Consider the following 14688-nt stretch of genomic DNA (forward strand, 5'->3'; position numbering starts at 1 on the left):
AAAACAACTCCGTCAGCCTGAGCTGACGGAGTTGGCGTTCTTTATTTTTACGCTGTCAGACGGAGGGCGTCCTGAGCGATGACCAATTCTTCATTGGTCGGAATGACCAGCGCCGGACGGGTACCCTCTTTAGCGATGTTGCCGCCTTTGCCGAAACGTGCGGCCAGGTTGCGCTCGTGGTCGACGTCAAAGCCCAGCAGGCCCAGTTTTTTCAGCGTCAGTTCACGTACCATCGCGGCGTTTTCACCGATACCGCCGGTGAAGATGACGGCATCCAGACGACCTTCCATCAGGGCGCTGTAAGAGCCGATGTATTTAGCCAGACGGTGGCAGTAGACATCCATTGCACGTTTGGCATCTTCTTTGGTCATATAGTTGTCTTCAACATAGCGACAATCGCTGGTGACTTCCGTCAGCCCCAGCAGACCGGACTCTTTGGTCAGCAGTTTATTAATGGCTTCAACGCTCATGCCCAGCGAGTCATGCAGGTGGAAAACGATGGCCGGATCGATATCGCCGCTGCGAGTACCCATTACCAAACCTTCCAGCGGCGTCAGCCCCATAGAAGTATCAACGCATTTACCGTTACGAACCGCCGCCACAGAACCGCCGTTGCCCAGGTGGCAGGTAATGACGTTCAGTTCATCAACCGGCTTATTCAGGGCTTTAGCCGCCTGTTGAGTAACGAAATAGTGGCTGGTGCCGTGTGCGCCGTAGCGACGGATGTGATGTTCTTTATACAGTTTGTACGGCAGGGCATAAAGATAAGATTCTTCCGGCATGGTCTGGTGGAACGCGGTGTCGAAGACAACCACGTTCTTGTCGGCCAGTTTAGGGAAGGATTTCAGCGCTTCTTCGATACCGATCAGGTGTGCTGGGTTATGCAAAGGTGCAAAAGGTATGGAATCTTTGATACCCTGCAAGACATCGGCGTTGATAACGGCGGACTGAGTGAATTTCTCGCCGCCGTGAACGATACGGTGGCCGATGGCCACCAGTTGTTCAGACAGTTCCGGTTTTTGAGCCAGAATGTTGCTAACGATGAAGTTCAGCGCTTCGCTGTGAGCTGCGCCAGCACCCAATTCAGCTTCTTGTTTGCTACCGTCCATCTTCCATTTGATACGGGCTTCAGGAAGGTGGAAACATTCGGCTAAACCGGATAGGTATTCTTCCCCGTTAACAGCATCGATGATGGCAAACTTCAGGGATGAACTACCACAGTTAAGAACCAGTACTAACTTACTCGACATGGAAGTACCTACTTGTTATACATGGTTAAAAAAATGTCATACAGAGGTAAGTCTATCGCACACCACTGTTGGCATTTATGATTAACATCATGCCTTGGTGTGATACACCTGACATGACGATGAAAAAATGTCGATGTCTCTAAGCGTTGATACCGAATGAACAGTATACTGAACATGACGCCAACGTGATGAGACCGCAGCTTATTAAAAGCGATGAATAACCGCGTTATGGCTGTTGGCAGCGCTTGTTGTAGTGAGGGAACGTACTCCCTGCGTATAGGCATACGATTTTAGTATATAGCAGCCAAATATATAGCGGCCAAAAGGCCGTTCTAGAATACCGATAGCGTACGGCAAACACAAAATATATTTTAACCTTATCAAATTGAGTTGTTGGTTTGTGCAAAAGTTTTATTTTTTATCTTTAAAGTTGAGGTGTGACTATGGCAACGAAACCTAGCGGTAGAATCAGTTGGCTACAGTTACTCCAACGTGGGCAGCACTACATGAAAACGTGGCCTGCCGATAAGCGTCTGGCTCCTGTCTTTCCTGAAAATCGTGTGGCGCGTGCGACCCAGTTTGCCGTTCGTTTTATGCCGCCGTTGGCGGTGTTTACCCTGACCTGGCAGATTGCCCTTGAAGGGCAACTAGGCCCCGCCATCGCCACCGCGTTATTTGCCTGTAGTTTACCTATGCAAGGGCTATGGTGGCTTGGACGTCGCTCCGTGACACCGCTGCCGCCTACGCTATTGAATTGGTTCCATGATATCCGCCATAAGCTGCTTGAGTCTGGTTTGGCGCTGGCGCCGCTGGAGGAAGCCCCTACGTACCAATCGTTGGCCGATGTGCTGAAACGCGCTTTCAAACAGCTTGATAAAACGTTTTTGGACGATCTGTGATCTGAATCCGACTGGGCGTGCGTGGACGGTGATTTTTCTCCTTCCTGCTGTTTTAAATCAAAAAATCGTCTGCTATTGCTATCACGAAACGATTCAGTATGCGATTCTGCTGTCAATAACGATTCTGTTATCAATAACATGGTAATCGGCGGTATGCCGGGATGTGGTTCAGGAGAGCACGATGGAAATGACAAATGCCCAGAGATTGATCCTTTCAAATCAATACAAAATGATGACCATGCTTGATCCGGAGAACGCAGAGCGTTATCGCCGGCTGCAAACTATTATCGAGCGGGGCTATGGTTTACAGATGCGCGAATTGGATCGTGAGTTCGGCGAGCTGAGTGAAGATGTCTGCCGCACGATTATCAATATAATGGAAATGCACCACGCCTTGCAGGTGTCGTGGGACAATCTGAAAGATAAACAGGATCTGGACGAACGTCGCCTGATCTTTCTGGGCTTTGATGCGGCGACGGAAGCACGCTATCTCGGCTTTGTCCGTTTTATGGTGCACGTGGAAGGGCGCTATCCGCATTTCGACTCGGGTACGCATGGCTTTAATGCCCAGACTAAAATGTGGGACAAGTATGGCCGTATGCTGTCCATCTGGCAGTCTTGTCCGCGCCAATATCATTTGAGTGCGGTTGAGATCGCACAAATTATCAACGCCTGAATGATTGCAAAGGGGCTTTCTGTGGAGTGTAAAGGTTTTCTGTTTGATTTGGATGGTACGTTGGTTGATTCATTACCTGCCGTAGAACGTTCCTGGATTAACTGGGCAAAAGCACACGATATCGATCCACAGGAAGTTCTGGATTTTATTCATGGCAAGCAGGCGATTACTTCTCTGCGGCATTTCCTCCAGGGACAGAGCGAGGAGACGATTCAGCAGGAATTCTATGCGTTGGAAAAAATTGAAACGATGGATACGCAGGGTGTCGTCGAAATGCCCGGGGCGAAAGCCCTGCTAGATCGATTGGATGAACTGGGTATCCCGTGGGCAATCGTCACATCGGGGACGATTCCGATTGCCAGCGCGCGTCACCGGGCCGCGGGGTTGCCTGCACCGAAAGCGTTTATTACCGCGGAACAGGTTGCTCAGGGTAAACCGCATCCTGATGCTTACTTGCTCGGCGCCCAACAGCTGGGCCTGAATCCGGCAGAGTGCGTGGTGGTCGAAGATGCGCCGGCAGGCGTATTATCTGGGTTGGCGGCAGGGTGTCGGGTTATTGCGGTAAAAGCGCCGTTGGATACGCCGAAACTGGATCAGGTCGACCTGGTTTTAAATTCGCTGGAACAGATTCGAATAGAGAAGTCTGACAACGGCGTTAGTATCGTCTATGGTCAATAAGTTTTTGTAATTTACTGACAAAAGTATGATTAAATATGATCGAACCTCGCATCAGCGAGGTTTTTTTATGGCAGACTATCCCTGTCTGCCACCCTAAAAAATGCATCGGTTTTTTATGGCATTTTGAATATATTTCCTATCAATGAACTCTTTCCGTCAGGGGAACCGTTTTGAATAGCGAACTTCTCTGGGTTTTATCCCTGTTGCTGATCGCCATTGTGTTGTTTACCACCAATAAATTACGCATGGATGTCATTGCACTATTGGTCATTATCGCGTTTGTTTTGAGCGGAACGCTGACATTACCCCAGGCGTTGGTGGGATTTAGCGACCCTAATGTGATTTTGATCGCGGCGCTGTTTGTTATTGGTGAGGGTTTGGTGCGTACCGGCGTTGCCTATCAGGTGGGAGACTGGCTGGTGCGAGCCGCGGGCAGCAGTGAAATCAAAATGCTGGTGTTGCTGATGGTGACCGTTGCCATGCTGGGTGCATTTATGAGCTCAACGGGCGTGGTGGCTATCTTTATTCCTGTGGTGCTGAGTGTTTCTGCCCGCATGAAAACATCACCGGGCAGATTGATGATGCCATTGAGCTTCGCCGGGCTAATCAGTGGGATGATGACGCTGGTGGCGACGCCGCCCAATATGGTCGTCAGCAGCGAACTTATGCGCGAAGGTATCGCGGGGTTCGGTTTTTTCAGTATGACGCCAATCGGTATGGTGGTGTTATTGATGGGCGTGGCCTATATGATGGTGGCGCGTTACTGGCTCAGCGGTGCGGAAACGGAAGCCTCAAAAGATGCCTGGAAAAGAAAAACATTTCGCGACCTGATTCGGGATTATAAGCTGACGGGCAGGGCGCGTCGTTTGGCGATCCTCTCCGGTTCCCCTTTGATTGGTCATCGCCTGGACGATCTTCGTCTGCGTCAGCGCTATGGCGCCAATATCGTCGGGATTGAACGCTGGCGAAAATTTCGTCGCGTGATGGTCAGTGTGGCGGGCAACACCGAGCTTCGCCTGAACGATGTCCTGCTGATTGATATGTCGGCGTCGGAAATGGATCTGCGTGAGTTCTGTACCTCGCAGCGTCTGGAACCGATGGTGCTGCGCGGGGAATATTTTTCAGAACAGGCTCGTGATGTCGGCATGGCGGAAATGTCGTTGATTCCCGATTCCGAGCTGTTGGGAAAAACGCTCTATGAAGTGGGGTTCCGCAGCCGCTACGGATTGAGCGTAGTGGGTATTCGTCGCAACGGTGAGGCGCTGGAAGGGATTTTGGCAGACGAGCAACTGCAACTCGGTGATATTTTGCTGGTTATTGGTGACTGGCGAATGATCCGGCAGTTGCACACGCAGAAAAACGACTTTTTGTTGCTGAATTTGCCCGCGGAAGTGGATGATGTCGCACCTGCGGTCAGTCAGGCTCCCCATGCGTTATTTTGTCTGGCGTTGATGGTCGCCATGATGCTGACGGATGAAATTCCCAATGCGATTGCGGCGCTGATCGCCTGTTTATTAATGGGCAAGTTTCGCTGTATTGACATGGAAGGCGCTTATCGGGCGATTCACTGGCCCAGCATTATCCTGATTGTGGGAATGATGCCGTTTGCACTTGCCTTACAGCAAACCGGCGGGGTGGCGCTGATCGTGAATGCGCTGATGGAAGTCGCCGGGGAGGCTGGGCCTCATGTCATGCTGGTCTGTCTGTTTATATTGTGTGCGGTTATCGGGTTGTTTATCTCGAATACGGCGACAGCGGTGTTAATGGCGCCGATCGCCATTGCGGCAGCCAAACAGATGGGCGTTTCGCCCTATCCATTTGCCATGATCATTGCTATTGCGGCTTCAGCGGCGTTCATGACGCCGGTGTCATCGCCGGTGAATACGCTGGTATTAGGGCCGGGGGGATACAAGTTTGGCGACTTTATCCGTGTCGGTGTGCCGTTCACCATCCTGGTGATGATAGTGAGTGTGATGATGGTACCGTGGTTGTACCCTTTCTGATCGTTTTTGGTTCAGGCAACGGCATCGGCGAGACGGATTGCCCCGCTGGAGCAATCCATTATCCTGGCGCGTGATTGCTGGCTATCGTGGAGAAAGCACCGCAATCTCATCAGCATTATAGCGGGGAATCCTGACTGATTTCATCCAGCGACAGACTAAAGCTTGGAATAAAGACATCCATGAAATAGTCCATTTCCGGGCTGTTGCGCAGCTGCAATGTTTTCTCTAACCGGGCTTTGGCCAGCGTAAATTCGGTATTACCCGCAGACAGTTCTTCCAGACATTTCAGATAGGCGCAAAGCGCATCGGCCTGTTTGACAATCGCCCGCTCGTCCTCGCTCATATATTGTGCATCCAGAAGCGAACGGTAGTCCTGTTGCAATTCTTCCGGAAGCATCTCAATCAGTTTTTGCTGTGCGATCTTCTCAATCTTTTTGTACTCATGGGCAATTTGCGCATTGTAATACTTGATTGGCGTAGGCATATCCCCCGTCAACACTTCGCTGGCATCATGGTACATCGCCAGTAAGGCAATTCGTTCCGCATTGATGTTGCCGTTGAACTTTCGGTTTTTAATTACCGCCAGAGCGTGGGCGACAAAAGCCACCTGTAGGCTGTGTTCAGAAACATTTTCTGTGCGGACGTTTCGCATCAGCGGCCAGCGGCTAATGAGTTTAAGACGGGATAGATGGGCAAAAAAGTGACTCTGATTCATAACATCTCTCAGACAGCAGCACGACAAGAATCTATTGTGAGCACTTGGGCAGGATTATGCAATCAGACAAAATAACGCCGGACAGGGAACTGCCCGGCAAGGCGCGGCATGGGTTATTGGTGATAACCTTCCAAAAAACGCCCCAGTTTGTGGACTGCCATATCCAACTCGTCAATGCGTGGCAGCGTCACAATTCGAACGTGATCCGGGTAAGGCCAGTTGAACGCGGTTCCCTGTACCAGCAGCACTTTTTCCTGCAATAGAAGATCCAGAACCAACTTCTGATCGTCATGGATATTGAAGCGTTTGGCATCAATACGCGGGAACATATAGAGCGCGCCGCTGGGTTTGACGCAGGAGACGCCAGGAATCTGATTGATCAGTTCCCAGGCGCGGTTGCGCTGTTCATACAAACGTCCACCGGGTTGGATAAATTCGCTGATGCTCTGATAACCGCCAATGGCGGTTTGAATGGCATGTTGCATCGGTACGTTTGCGCACAAACGCATTGATGCGAGCATTTCCAAACCTTCAATATACCCTTTCGCATGCTTTTTCGGGCCATTCAATACCATCCAGCCCTGACGGAAACCGGCGACGCGATAGGTTTTTGATAAACCATTAAAGGTGACGGTCAGCAGATCGGGGGCGAGCGCGGCAATAGAATGATGCTGGGCGTCATCATAGAGAATTTTGTCGTAAATTTCGTCAGCGAAAATAATCAGGTTATGTTCGCGGGCGATGGTCACGATCTCAAGCAGCAGCGCTTTGCTATAGACTGCGCCTGTCGGGTTATTGGGATTGATGATGACAATACCGCGGGTACGCGGCGTGATTTTTTTACGAATATCGTCCAGATCGGGAAACCAGCCGGCTTCTTCATCGCAGAGATAATGTACGGCATTGCCGTTGGAAAGTGATACGGCAGCCGTCCACAGCGGGTAGTCCGGCGCAGGCACCAGCATTTCGTCGCCGCTGTTCAGCAACGCCTGCATTGATTGCACAATCAGTTCGGAAACACCGTTGCCGATATAGACATCTTCAACCGTCATTTCGCGCATGTCCCGAGCCTGATAGTGCTGGACGATGGCTTTACGCGCGGAATACAGGCCTTTTGAGTCACAGTACCCTTGTGCTGTCGGCAGATTGCGGATAACGTCGACGAGGATTTCATCCGGAGCTTCAAAGCCGAAAGGGGCGGGATTACCAATATTCAGCTTGAGGACTTTATTCCCTTCTTCTTCAAGTCGTTTGGCTTCCTTCAGAACCGGACCACGAATGTCATAACAAACGTTCTCCAGCTTTTTGGATTTTTCAATCGGAGACATAAATATCACAAACCTTTTGCGGGAAAAGCGTATTCCTGTGTGGAATAGCATAACCCGCTTAATGTACTCCTCCCGTTGTACCTTTTGAAGAATGTTTATCTCGATATCTACAAATATCAGTGCCGGCATACTATGGCATTGTGTACTAGTTGATTAGTGCGCTATGGTAGGTTCAGAGGGCGGTCTTTCATCAGTTTGTAACTGTTTTCTCTACTACAACCGGTCTCAGGTTATTTTAAATAACAGAGATTGTTTATTTTTTAGAGTGAAAAAAAGCGGAAACGATTTTTTATTCTGATAAAGATTAAGATTGATGAATCATTTAAAATAAAGATGAGACATCAATTGAAAAGACGATAGGGGTAACGAAATATAAGTATTTTTTTGCCCTTACCGTGCGTCTGCGATAGTGTCTTCAAATGTATGGGTCGTTCCCAATACATGTAATAAAACACCAGGAATGCTCTTGTTAAAAATTAAAATAGATAAGTGAATAATCGTATGACCAATGCAAATCGACCAGTACTTAATCTCGATCTTGATCTATTGAGAACGTTTGTCGCTGTTGCAGATTTAAACACCTTTGCAGCCGCCGCTGTTGCCGTATGCCGGACCCAATCGGCCGTCAGCCAGCAAATGCAACGTTTAGAACAACTCATCGGAAAGGAGCTGTTTGCCCGTCATGGGCGTAATAAGCAGTTAACCGAACACGGTATCCAGTTTCTCGGATACGCCAGAAAAATATTACAATTCAATGACGAAGCTTGCGCTTCATTAATGTATAGCGATATTCAGGGGACGCTGACGATCGGCGCTTCCGATGATACTGCGGATACTATTCTTCCCTATATTTTACACCGGGTAACTTCTGTTTTTCCTAAATTATCGATAGCGGTAAGTGTGAAACGCAGTGCTGAAATGTTGGAAATGCTACATGAGGAAAAAATTGATCTGGTGATTACCACGATGAATAGCGTTGGCTTTCCCCATGTTTTATTACGCAGCTCTCCTACGTTATGGTATTGCGCCGCGGATTATCAATTCAGATCTGAAGAACCGGTTCCGCTCGTCGTATTGGATGAACCCAGTCCTTTTCGCACATTGGCCATAGAAAGGCTGAAAGCGGCAGGGATACCCTGGAAGATTTCTTATGTGGCGTCAACGTTGTCCGCCGTACGCGCAGCGGTCAAAGCCGGGCTTGGTGTAACGGTTCGTTCGGTCGAGATGATGAGCCCCGAGTTGAAAGTGCTGGGGGAGGAGGATGGGTTACCCAGACTGCCTGAAACCCGTTATTTCCTGTGCAGAAACCCGCATCATGAAAATGAGTTGGTAACCGCGATTTTCAACGTGATTGAATCAGGGAATAAATCGCATGTGATCCCTGTTTCAACGGCGCAGGATTGAGCAGCGAAGGTCGGCTTTTCGATCTTATCGCTGAGGGATACGGTGTAATTTTATGATAAACCTGACATTATTCGGGCAACAGGGACACAACCCGAATGATGGCGGCTTGTCGGTGATGCGTGCGTAAAGCACGCTATCCAGCTATCAGATATCCTATAAATGCCTCGGCTGAAAGGGGACGTTGCTACAGGATCGCATTCCTTTGCTTTTTATAAAACGATAGTTTGATTTTTTTAAAAGGTTGTTGCAAAAATTCACCTCCTGCCTAAAGTCAACCCCGCCAATTTTTTTACTAACTAAATTGAAAAAAATGTGTGCTGGATCAAAAAATATCCCTAATAACCCTATGGGGGAACAGGCATTCCTTGTGAAAATGGTATAGTGGCATCGCGAATCAGAGTTTTCTACAGTCGTAATTTGTTAACGAGTCACGAAACTGACTCGATTTAGCCGAAGGTAAGGACACAAAATGTTAACAAAACTACGTGCATGTAAACTAATGTACTGTTATTTTTAGTAAGGTTGAAAAAAGGTTACAAAATTAGGGACTCAACCACGCCGAATGCCGCTGACCTGATACGTTTCCGTGCTTTTCGTGTGGTTATTTATCCTTCCTTTTAATCGATGTGGCGCATTAACTGCCGGAAAAAGAGCAGATGTGTTACCCGCCACTTTTGATGAGTAAGCAAAGAGTATGTCAACAACTACTGAAGTCCTCGCCCACCATTGGGCGTTTGCGCTATTCCTTATCGTTGCTGTGGGCCTGTGCGGTTTCATGCTGGTAGGGGGATTCTTGCTTGGTGGGAGAGCAAGGGCCAGAGCTAAAAACATTCCTTATGAATCCGGTATTGATGCGGTGGGTTCAGCGCGTTTACGTCTGTCCGCTAAGTTTTATCTGGTCGCCATGTTTTTCGTTATCTTCGACGTTGAAGCCTTATACCTGTATGCCTGGGCTGTCTCTATCAGGGAGAGCGGCTGGGTCGGCTTTATCGAAGCAACCATTTTCATTTTGGTGCTGTTGGCTGGTTTGATTTATCTGGTACGTATCGGGGCGCTGGACTGGATCCCTGCTCGTTCCAAGAGACAAGTCGTCAAATCAGACATGATCAACACTACCGATACTCATCAGCAGTAACAGCGAGGCATTTTAAGATGGACTATACGCTCACCCGCATAGAGCCGGACGGTGAGAATGACCGTTATCCCCTGCAACGGCAGGAGATCGTTTCCGACCCTCTGGAGCAGCATGTTCACCGCAGTGTCTATATGGGCAAACTGGAACATGCATTACACGATACCGTGAACTGGGGTCGTAAACATTCTTTATGGCCATATAACTTTGGCCTTTCCTGTTGTTACGTTGAAATGGTGACGTCGTTTACTGCCGTTCATGACGTCGCGCGTTTTGGTTCTGAAGTATTGCGTGCTTCACCGCGCCAGGCCGACTTTATGGTCGTTGCCGGAACATGCTTTACCAAAATGGCGCCCGTCATCCAGCGTTTGTATGAACAAATGCTGGAGCCTAAATGGGTGATTTCCATGGGAGCCTGCGCCAACTCCGGCGGCATGTACGATATCTATTCCGTTGTTCAGGGCGTCGATAAATTCCTGCCGGTTGATGTGTATATTCCTGGCTGCCCGCCGCGCCCTGAAGCCTATATGCAAGCTCTGCTACTGTTAAAAGAGTCCATTGGAAAAGAGCGCCGTCCTCTGTCATGGGTCGTGGGGGAACAGGGCGTTTACCGTGCCAATATGCAATCCGAACGGGAACGCAAACGCGGTGAGCGTATCGCAGTGACCAACCTGCGTTCGCCCGATGAGATTTGATCTGTAAATGATGATTACGCTGGCCGTGTAATATCACGATAACAGTGTGCGGCCATGATCAGATACAGCAATAGCACATTTAATGTGGTGACATTTATGACAGATTTAACGACGCACGATCTCGCTCTGCCTGCCTGGCAAACCCGCGATCACCTTGACGATCCGGTCATTAGCGAACTGCGTAACCGTTTTGGGCCGGATTCATTTACTGTACAGGCAACGCGCACCGGCGTTCCTGTCGTGTGGATCAAGCGTGAGCAATTACTGGAAGTGGTGTCTTTCCTGAAAAAACAGCCGAAACCGTATGTCATGCTGTTTGATTTACACGGTGTGGATGAACGTTTGCGTACGCACCGTGAAGGTTTGCCTGCTGCTGATTTCTCTGTTTTTTACCATCTGATTTCCATCGAACGTAACCGCGACATCATGTTGAAAGTCGCGCTGGTTGAAAATGATCTGCACTTGCCGACCATGACCGGCCTGTTCCCGAACGCCAACTGGTATGAGCGTGAAACATGGGAAATGTTCGGTATCACCTTTGACGGCCACCCCCATTTAACGCGCATCATGATGCCGCATACCTGGGAAGGTCACCCGTTACGTAAAGATTATCCGGCGCGTGCGACCGAATTCGATCCTTTCGTGCTGACCAAGCAGAAAGAAGATCTGGAAATGGAATCGCTGACGTTCAAACCAGAAGATTGGGGAATGACGCGCGGCACCGAAAATGAGGACTTCATGTTCCTCAATATGGGGCCGAACCATCCCTCGTCGCACGGCGCTTTCCGCCTCATCCTGCAACTGGATGGCGAAGAAGTGCTCGACTGTGTGCCCGATGTGGGTTACCACCATCGCGGTGCGGAAAAAATGGGTGAGCGTCAGTCCTGGCACAGCTACATTCCTTATACCGACCGTATTGAGTATCTGGGCGGCTGCGTCAATGAAATGCCGTATGTTCTGGCCGTTGAGAAACTGGCCGGCATTGAGGTGCCGGATCGCGTGAAGACGATTCGCGTCATGCTATCCGAACTCTTCCGTATCAATAGCCATCTGCTCTATATCAGTACGTTCATTCAGGACGTTGGCGCCATGACGCCAGTGTTCTTTGCCTTTACCGATCGCCAGAAGATCTACGATCTGGTTGAAGCGATTACCGGTTTCCGTATGCACCCAGCCTGGTTCCGGATCGGCGGTGTGGCGCACGATTTGCCGCGTGGTTGGGAACGCCTGCTGCGCGAATTCCTCGACTGGATGCCGTCCCGTCTGGACACCTATGTCAAAGCCGCCTTGCAGAATACCATCCTTAAAGGCCGTACTCAGGGCGTCGCCGCCTACAATGCCAAAGAGGCATTGGAATGGGGGGTAACGGGCGCAGGCTTGCGTGCAACCGGTATTGATTTCGATATACGTAAGCGTCGTCCGTATTCCGGCTATGAAAACTTTGACTTTGAAGTACCGGTCGGCAATGGCATCAGTGATTGTTACAGCCGGGTGATGCTGAAAGTTGAAGAACTGCGTCAGAGTCTGCGGATCCTGGAACAGTGCCTGAAGAATATGCCGGAAGGGCCGTTCAAGGCGGATCATCCGCTGACCACGCCGCCGCCGAAAGAGCGCACGTTGCAGCATATTGATACCCTGATTAACCACTTCCTACAGGTTTCGTGGGGGCCGGTTATGCCTGCCAATGAATCATTCCAGATGATTGAGGCAACCAAAGGTATCAATAGCTACTACCTGACCAGCGATGGCGGCACCATGAGCTACCGCACCCGTATTCGCACGCCGAGTTACGCGCATCTGCAGCAGATTCCGTCGGTAATCCGAGGATGTCTGGTATCCGATTTGATCGTTTATCTCGGCAGTATTGATTTTGTCATGTCAGATGTGGACCGCTAATTATGCACGATCATAACAACACTCACGATCATATCGACGCTCAGGGGCAACCCGCCGCCGATTCACTGACGAAAGAAAATGTTTTTGTGTTGAGTGACGCAGAGCGTGACGCGATTGAACACGAAAAACACCACTATGAAGATGCCCGCGCGGCATCCATCGAAGCACTGAAAATCGTGCAGAAGCAGCGTGGCTGGGTGCCGGATGGCGCCATCTCGGCGATTGCCGATGTACTGGGCATCCCGGCCAGCGATGTTGAAGGTGTTGCGACATTTTATAGCCAGATTTTCCGTCAACCGGTTGGACGTCACATTATTCGCTATTGCGACAGCGTGGTGTGCCACATCAATGGTTACCAGGGCGTTCAGGCCGCGCTGGAGCGCAAGCTCAGCATCAAACCGGGCCAGACAACCTTTGACGGACGTTTCACGTTACTGCCGACCTGCTGTCTGGGGAACTGTGACAAGGGGCCGTCAATGATGATTGACGACGATACCCACAGCCACGTGAAGCCTGAAGATATTGAATCGTTATTGGAGCAGTATCAATGAGTAAAAACATTGTCCTGACTGCTGAGCAACATCCTTTGACCTGGCGTTTGCGTGAAGATAAACAACCAGTATGGCTGGATGAATATCGCAGCAAAAACGGCTATGCCGGCGCGCAAAAAGCATTAAGCGGCATGGCGCAGGATGAGGTGGTTTCTCTGGTCAAAGATGCCGGACTGAAAGGGCGCGGCGGCGCCGGCTTTTCGACGGGGCTGAAATGGAGCCTGATGCCGAAAGACGAAAGCATGAATATCCGTTATCTGCTGTGTAACGCAGATGAAATGGAGCCAGGGACATACAAAGACCGCCTTTTGATGGAGCAGCTTCCCCACCTGCTGGTGGAAGGCATGGTGATTAGCGCGTTTGCGCTAAAAGCCTACCGCGGCTATATCTTCCTGCGCGGCGAGTATATCGAGGCGGCAGAGAATTTACGCCGCGCGATTGAAGAAGCAAAAGCAGCAGGGTTGCTGGGTAAAAATATTCTGGGCAGCGGATTTGATTTTGAGCTGTTCGTTCACACGGGGGCGGGCCGTTATATCTGCGGTGAAGAAACGGCGCTGATAAATTCTCTGGAAGGCCGCCGCGCCAACCCGCGTTCCAAACCGCCTTTCCCGGCGTCTGCCGGCGCATGGGGCAAACCGACCTGTGTGAACAATGTCGAAACCCTGTGTAACGTACCTGCAATTATTGAATATGGTGCGGCGTGGTATCAGGGGCTATCGGCGGGCAAGAGTAAAGATGCCGGTACGAAGCTGATGGGTTTCTCCGGCCGCGTCAAAAATCCCGGATTATGGGAACTGCCATTCGGTACGACCGCCCGTGAAATTCTTGAAGACTATGCTGGCGGTATGCGCGACGGATTGAAGTTCAAAGCCTGGCAGCCCGGCGGCGCGGGTACGGACTTCCTGACGGAAAGCCATCTCGATTTACCGATGGATTTTGAACATATCGCGAAAGCCGGCAGCCGTTTAGGCACGGCACTGGCGATGGCCGTCGATCACGAAATCAACATGGTTTCGCTGACCCGTAATCTGGAAGAGTTCTTTGCTCGCGAATCCTGCGGCTGGTGTACGCCTTGTCGTGACGGCCTGCCGTGGAGCGTTAAACTGCTGCGCGCGCTGGAACGAGGGGAAGGGCAACCGGGCGATATTGAAACGCTGGAACAGCTATGTCGTTTCCTTGGGCCGGGCAATACCTTCTGTGCGCATGCGCCAGGTGCCGTTGAGCCTCTTCAGAGCGCCATTAAATATTTCCGGGAAGAATTTGAGGCGGGAATTTCTCCACAATATCTGGGTAATCTTAAAGCGATTGGCGGTATTCAACCCAACCTGTTGAAAGAACGCTGGTAATAAGTACTGGCCTGATAAGTGTGAGATGCAGTCAATGTATCCGCCGGGTGGCGCAAATAAGCCACGCCGATAATAGAATTTTTGATTAGCGCTCGTGGCAACACGGGCCATTATG

The 14688-nt window shown here is 50.2% G+C and carries 13 protein-coding genes; 10 read left to right on the plus strand and 3 right to left on the minus strand.

All coding sequences use genetic code 11. The features are described from left to right. Window positions 1–47 precede the first annotated feature (47 nt). Window positions 48–1250 carry an acetate kinase gene (gene ackA, locus DDT52_RS01630; RefSeq protein ID WP_136154810.1) on the minus strand — a complete coding sequence of 401 codons (1203 nt, stop codon included), beginning with the start codon at window positions 1248–1250 and terminating at the stop codon, window positions 48–50. Window positions 1251–1693: 443 nt separating this feature from the next. On the opposite strand from ackA, the gene yfbV reads away from it, so the two are divergent. The 4 genes from yfbV (at window position 1694) to DDT52_RS01650 (ending at window position 5506) form a co-directional block, all read left to right on the plus strand. Beyond that, window positions 1694–2149 (plus strand): terminus macrodomain insulation protein YfbV, encoded by a 456-nt coding sequence (yfbV, locus tag DDT52_RS01635; RefSeq protein ID WP_109055639.1) that lies wholly within the window; start codon window positions 1694–1696, stop codon window positions 2147–2149. A 181-nt stretch (window positions 2150–2330) separates the two neighbouring features. After that, complete coding sequence (locus tag DDT52_RS01640) at window positions 2331–2825, plus strand: YfbU family protein (RefSeq protein WP_136154811.1); 495 nt, start codon at window positions 2331–2333, stop codon at window positions 2823–2825. 21 nt (window positions 2826–2846) lie between these two features. Continuing rightward, window positions 2847–3503, plus strand: a complete 657-nt coding sequence (locus tag DDT52_RS01645; RefSeq protein WP_136154812.1) for a sugar phosphatase — start codon at window positions 2847–2849, stop codon at window positions 3501–3503. A 170-nt stretch (window positions 3504–3673) separates the two neighbouring features. Continuing rightward, entirely contained in the window at window positions 3674–5506 is a 1833-nt protein-coding gene (locus DDT52_RS01650) for an SLC13 family permease (protein WP_136154813.1), read from the plus strand. A gap of 115 nt (window positions 5507–5621) precedes the next feature. Here DDT52_RS01650 and yfbR read toward each other — a convergent pair whose 3' ends face one another. Together yfbR and DDT52_RS01660 are read right to left on the minus strand one after the other, a co-directional pair. Next, window positions 5622–6221 carry a 5'-deoxynucleotidase gene (gene yfbR, locus DDT52_RS01655; RefSeq protein ID WP_136154814.1) on the minus strand — a complete coding sequence of 200 codons (600 nt, stop codon included), beginning with the start codon at window positions 6219–6221 and terminating at the stop codon, window positions 5622–5624. A gap of 113 nt (window positions 6222–6334) precedes the next feature. Then, entirely contained in the window at window positions 6335–7549 is a 1215-nt protein-coding gene (locus DDT52_RS01660) for a pyridoxal phosphate-dependent aminotransferase (protein WP_109055644.1), read from the minus strand. A 501-nt stretch (window positions 7550–8050) separates the two neighbouring features. Between DDT52_RS01660 and lrhA the strand changes: the two genes are divergently transcribed. From lrhA to nuoF, 6 genes are all read left to right on the plus strand, one after another. Beyond that, a complete protein-coding gene (lrhA, locus tag DDT52_RS01665; RefSeq protein ID WP_136154815.1) occupies window positions 8051–8953 on the plus strand; it encodes a transcriptional regulator LrhA in 903 nt (300 codons plus the stop codon). A 694-nt stretch (window positions 8954–9647) separates the two neighbouring features. Continuing rightward, window positions 9648–10088, plus strand: a complete 441-nt coding sequence (locus DDT52_RS01670; protein ID WP_136154816.1) for an NADH-quinone oxidoreductase subunit A — start codon at window positions 9648–9650, stop codon at window positions 10086–10088. Window positions 10089–10105: 17 nt separating this feature from the next. Next, complete coding sequence (locus DDT52_RS01675; protein ID WP_109055646.1) at window positions 10106–10780, plus strand: NuoB/complex I 20 kDa subunit family protein; 675 nt, start codon at window positions 10106–10108, stop codon at window positions 10778–10780. A gap of 96 nt (window positions 10781–10876) precedes the next feature. Next, entirely contained in the window at window positions 10877–12676 is a 1800-nt protein-coding gene (gene nuoC, locus DDT52_RS01680; RefSeq protein ID WP_136154817.1) for an NADH-quinone oxidoreductase subunit C/D, read from the plus strand. Between the two features lie 2 nt (window positions 12677–12678). Then, on the plus strand, window positions 12679–13227 hold the full coding sequence (nuoE, locus tag DDT52_RS01685; protein WP_109055648.1) for an NADH-quinone oxidoreductase subunit NuoE: 549 nt from the start codon (window positions 12679–12681) through the stop codon (window positions 13225–13227). After that, the gene (nuoF, locus tag DDT52_RS01690) at window positions 13224–14573 is read left to right on the plus strand and encodes an NADH-quinone oxidoreductase subunit NuoF (RefSeq protein ID WP_109055649.1); all 1350 of its coding nucleotides are present in this window, start codon (window positions 13224–13226) and stop codon (window positions 14571–14573) included. The genes nuoE and nuoF overlap by 4 nt, the downstream gene beginning before the upstream one ends. Window positions 14574–14688 lie beyond the last annotated feature (115 nt).

The organism is Brenneria roseae subsp. roseae (assembly GCF_003115845.1).
GTDB classification, from domain to species: Bacteria; Pseudomonadota; Gammaproteobacteria; order Enterobacterales; family Enterobacteriaceae; genus Brenneria; species Brenneria roseae.

Coding starts and splice junctions, on each gene's coding strand:
- ackA (WP_136154810.1), bottom strand. CDS start 1,250: ATGTCGAGTAAGTTAGTACTGGTTCTTAACTGTGGTAGTTCATCCCTG.
- yfbV (WP_109055639.1), top strand. CDS start 1,694: ATGGCAACGAAACCTAGCGGTAGAATCAGTTGGCTACAGTTACTCCAA.
- DDT52_RS01640 (WP_136154811.1), top strand. CDS start 2,331: ATGGAAATGACAAATGCCCAGAGATTGATCCTTTCAAATCAATACAAA.
- yfbR (WP_136154814.1), bottom strand. CDS start 6,221: ATGAATCAGAGTCACTTTTTTGCCCATCTATCCCGTCTTAAACTCATT.
- DDT52_RS01660 (WP_109055644.1), bottom strand. CDS start 7,549: ATGTCTCCGATTGAAAAATCCAAAAAGCTGGAGAACGTTTGTTATGAC.
- lrhA (WP_136154815.1), top strand. CDS start 8,051: ATGACCAATGCAAATCGACCAGTACTTAATCTCGATCTTGATCTATTG.
- DDT52_RS01670 (WP_136154816.1), top strand. CDS start 9,648: ATGTCAACAACTACTGAAGTCCTCGCCCACCATTGGGCGTTTGCGCTA.
- DDT52_RS01675 (WP_109055646.1), top strand. CDS start 10,106: ATGGACTATACGCTCACCCGCATAGAGCCGGACGGTGAGAATGACCGT.
- nuoC (WP_136154817.1), top strand. CDS start 10,877: ATGACAGATTTAACGACGCACGATCTCGCTCTGCCTGCCTGGCAAACC.
- nuoE (WP_109055648.1), top strand. CDS start 12,679: ATGCACGATCATAACAACACTCACGATCATATCGACGCTCAGGGGCAA.
- nuoF (WP_109055649.1), top strand. CDS start 13,224: ATGAGTAAAAACATTGTCCTGACTGCTGAGCAACATCCTTTGACCTGG.